Here is a 3,829-nt window from a genome sequence, read left to right on the forward strand (position 1 = left end):
AGCTTGGCCTGAACGTCGTAGGGCACCTGCTCATAGCCAGCCGGCTTCATGGTAAAGTCGCCCGTGCCGCGCGTGATGGAACGCAGGCGTGTCGAGTAATCCGTCAGCTCGGCAAGAGGCGCCTGGGCAATGACCACGGTATCGCCGCGCTCGTCGGTCTCCATGCCGGTCACGCGGCCGCGCGAGGCGGAGATGTCGCCCATCACGGCGCCGGCATAGCTCTCGGGGATGGTCACCGTGACCTCCTCGATGGGCTCCAGCACCACCGGATCGGCGTCGGCGCACGCCTTGCGCAGGCCGATGCGGGCCGCCGCGCGGAAGGCCATTTCGTTGGAGTCGACGCTGTGATACGAGCCGTCGTACACAGCCACGCGAATGCCCGTGAGCGGGTAGCCGGCAATGATGCCGTCCTTCATGGTCTCCTGGACGCCCTTGTCCACGGCGGGAATCAGCGAGCGCGGAATGCGGCCGCCTACGACCTCATCCACAAACTCGTAGCCGTCGCTCGTGCCGTCGGGCCCAATAAGCGGCTCCACGCGCAGCCAGCAGTCGCCGTACTGACCGGCACCACCGGTCTGCTTCTTGTGGCGGCCCTGGGCGCTCGCCGTGCGGCGGATGGTCTCGCGATACGGAATGCGGATCGGCACGCTCTTGGCCACGACCTTGGTACGGTCCTCCAAACGGTTGAGCAGCACCGAAACCTGCGCCTCACCCACGGCGGAGATAATGGTCTGGCCGGTCTCCTCGTCACGATCGATGCTCATGGTCGGATCGGCCTTGCAGGCCTTCTCGATAAACGTGTAGAGCTTCTCTTCGTCCCCGCGATTCTCGGCCTCGATGGCAATGCGGTACTGCGAGTTGGGGAACTTAAACGCCGCAGCCTCGACCTTGCCGGTAATCGAGAGCGTATCGCCCGTCTCGGCCGCCAGCTTGGGTGCCACGATAATGTCGCCGGCATAGGCGTGACCGACCTCGGTCATGTCGCGGCCGCACATCACATACAGGTGAGCCAGACGGTCGCCCTTGCGCGTGCGCGCGTTGACCAGCTCAAGGCCCGGCTCAAGCGTACCCGTCAGCACCTTAATAAAGCTGATGCGACCCTGCTGCGGATCGGCCAGGGTCTTAAACACAAACGCCACCGGACGATCATCGTCGCTTGAAATCTTGAGCGAATCGCCGTCGATAAGCGGCATCTCGCCGTAGTCGGTCGGCGCCGGGAAGTATGTGGCGATGTCGTCCATCAGCGAGTTGACGCCCTGCTCCTTAATGCAATCGCCCGCAAAGACCGGCACAAAGATGCGCTCGGCGATCGCCTTCGACAGCAGGCCTTCAAGCTCCTCCTGCGTCAGCGTCTCCTCGCCTTCCAAGTACTTCATCATCAGTTCGTCGTCAGCCTCGGCCACCAGCTCGCACAGATGGTCATGGGCTTCCTCGGCCTGGGCACGATACTCCTCGGGAATCTCCGACTCAACGGCTTCGGTGCCGTTGCAATGGCGCGCCTTCATGCGCACCAGGTCGATGATGCCGTCAAAGTCCTCGCCCTCGCCCCAGGGAAGGGTCACGGCGCCCAGGCGCGTGCCAAAGCGCTCTTGCAGCAGGTCCATCGTGGTCGCAAAGCTGGCCTCGGAGCGCGACAGGCGGTTTACGAACACCGCACGCGCCAGGCGCAGGTCCTCGGCGGCATACCAGAGCTTAACCGTCGTAGGCTGCGGGCCGGCCTCGGCGTCGACCACAAACAGAGCCGTCTCGCAGACGCTCATCGCGGCAAAGGCATCGCCGATAAAATCGGGGTAGCACGGGGCATCGAGCACATTGATGCGCGCGCCCTTCCAGTCGATCGGCGCGATGGTCGTCGAGATGGAGAATGAACGCTTGACCTCTTCGGGGTCATAGTCGAGCGTGGGCTTGGTGCCGTCGTGGCCGCCCAGGCGGGCGGTCTTGCCGGAAAGGTGGAGCATGGCCTCGGCGAGCGAAGTCTTGCCCACCCCGCCTTGGCCTACGAGCACCACGTTCCTTACGTTGCCGGTCTTGGGAGCACCCATGATGACCTCCTTGCAGGGTCGCGCGCGATGCGCGACGCCAACGGGGAGAGTTCGCGGTCGGTGCCATCCCGGGAGCAGCATGGTCGGCAGCCGAGCCGACTCACCCTCCAAATGTCCTATGCCACCACCCTACCCTCACGGGCGACCGTCCATGCATACCTTTCGGCGCACGTATGAATACAGGCGGCGAGAGGAAGAGACAAGCTTGTGAGGCGATTATTGAACCCCGTCGATGCAAACAAAAAGCCGCCACAGACCGTAAGACCTGCGGCGGCTTCGCCTTAATTAATAGTTGAGTAAATACCTGAGCCTATCCCTCGATACGGCTCAAGAACTCACGGGTGCGCTGCTCACGCGGATGGTCGATGACCTGCTCGGCAGGACCCTCCTCGACAATGCGGCCGCCATCCATAAAGACCACGCGGTCGGCAACATCGCGCGCAAACTGCATTGCGTGGGTCACAATCACCATCGTCATATTCTGCGCGGCAAGGTCTTTAATGACACGCAGCACCTCGGCCGTCAGCTCGGGATCGAGCGCCGAGGTCGGCTCGTCAAAGAACAGGATCTCCGGGTCGAGCGCCAAGGCGCGGGCGATACTCACACGCTGTTGCTGACCGCCCGAAAGCTCACACGGAACCTTGTTCTCGTTGCCCACAAGCCCCATCTGAGCAATCAATTCATGCGCACGAGCTTCCGCCTGCTCGCGCGGGCGCTTAAGCACGCGGATCGGCGCGTCGATGATGTTTTTCATCACGGTATAGTGCGGGAACAGGTTGTAATTTTGGAACACCAGGCCGAATCGCGAGCGCGCCTGCTTGGGCACATCGCCCTTCGCATAGACCGCGCCCGAACCCGCATCCGTCGCAACGGCAAGGTCACCAAACGAGAGCGAGCCTCCGTCGAGTGTCTCGAGCAGCGTGGCACACCGCAGCAGCGTGGACTTGCCGCCACCCGAAGGCCCGATAATCGCCACGACCTCGCCACGCTTTACCTCGAGCGAGATATCCTTGAGCACCTCATTGCCGCCAAACGCCTTACGCGCGTTCGATATATTCATTACCGAGTTAGTCATGATAATAGTCCAGCTTCTTTTCGGCGGCGCCCAACAGCATCTCGACCACGAAGTTGAAAACCCAGTAGATCAGCGCCGCAATCGCAAACGGTACCATGCTCACCTGCGAGGCAACCAGGGCCTTGGCGGTCGAGAACATCTCGCCCACGCCAATGGCAAACGCCAGCGACGTGTCCTTGACCAGCGTGATGATCTCGTTGCCCATCGCCGGCAGAATACGCTTGGCAACCTGCGGCATCACAATGTACAAAAACGTCTGCAGGCGCGAGTAGCCCAGCACCTCGGCGGCCTCGTATTGACCGCGCGGAATGGACTGCAGGCCCGAGCGATAGATCTCGGCAAAGTAACCGGCGTAGTTGATGATGAACGCTACGACGCACGCCGTCCACTTGGAATCGGGCGTGAGCGAAATGCCGAACACGTAGTACGGGGCAAAGTAGATGGCAAACATCTGCAGCATGAGCGGCGTGCCGCGCATAACCGAGATATAGATGCGCGCAATCCAGCGGAGCGGCGCAATTTTGCTCATGCGCATAAACGCCACGGGAATTCCCAGCGGAATCGACCCGAGCAGCGTCAGTACAAACAGCTGCAAACTGACCAAGAATCCCTGGCCGAGCATCTGCATCATGACCTGAATAGACATTACTTGAGCACCCAATTATCGAAAGACAAACCATAGCTTGAATATTTATCGCAGAGGTCCTTGACC

Annotated in this window: 3 protein-coding genes; all 3 read right to left on the bottom strand. The window is 61.4% G+C overall.

The window, feature by feature from the left end; translation table 11 throughout:
- Window positions 1-2,042: elongation factor G (locus ABHR76_RS08955; protein ID WP_346977435.1), on the bottom strand; the 2,042-nt coding region annotated here is incomplete at its 3' end.
- 310 nt (window positions 2,043-2,352) lie between these two features.
- Entirely contained in the window at window positions 2,353-3,117 is a 765-nt protein-coding gene (locus ABHR76_RS08960; RefSeq protein ID WP_271738291.1) for an amino acid ABC transporter ATP-binding protein, read from the bottom strand.
- On the bottom strand, window positions 3,110-3,763 hold the full coding sequence (locus ABHR76_RS08965) for an amino acid ABC transporter permease (protein ID WP_099432382.1): 654 nt from the start codon (window positions 3,761-3,763) through the stop codon (window positions 3,110-3,112). The genes ABHR76_RS08960 and ABHR76_RS08965 overlap by 8 nt, the downstream gene beginning before the upstream one ends.
- Window positions 3,764-3,829 lie beyond the last annotated feature (66 nt).

Origin of the sequence: Collinsella aerofaciens (assembly GCF_039752985.1) — a bacterium.
GTDB classification, from domain to species: domain Bacteria; phylum Actinomycetota; class Coriobacteriia; order Coriobacteriales; family Coriobacteriaceae; genus Collinsella; species Collinsella aerofaciens_BT.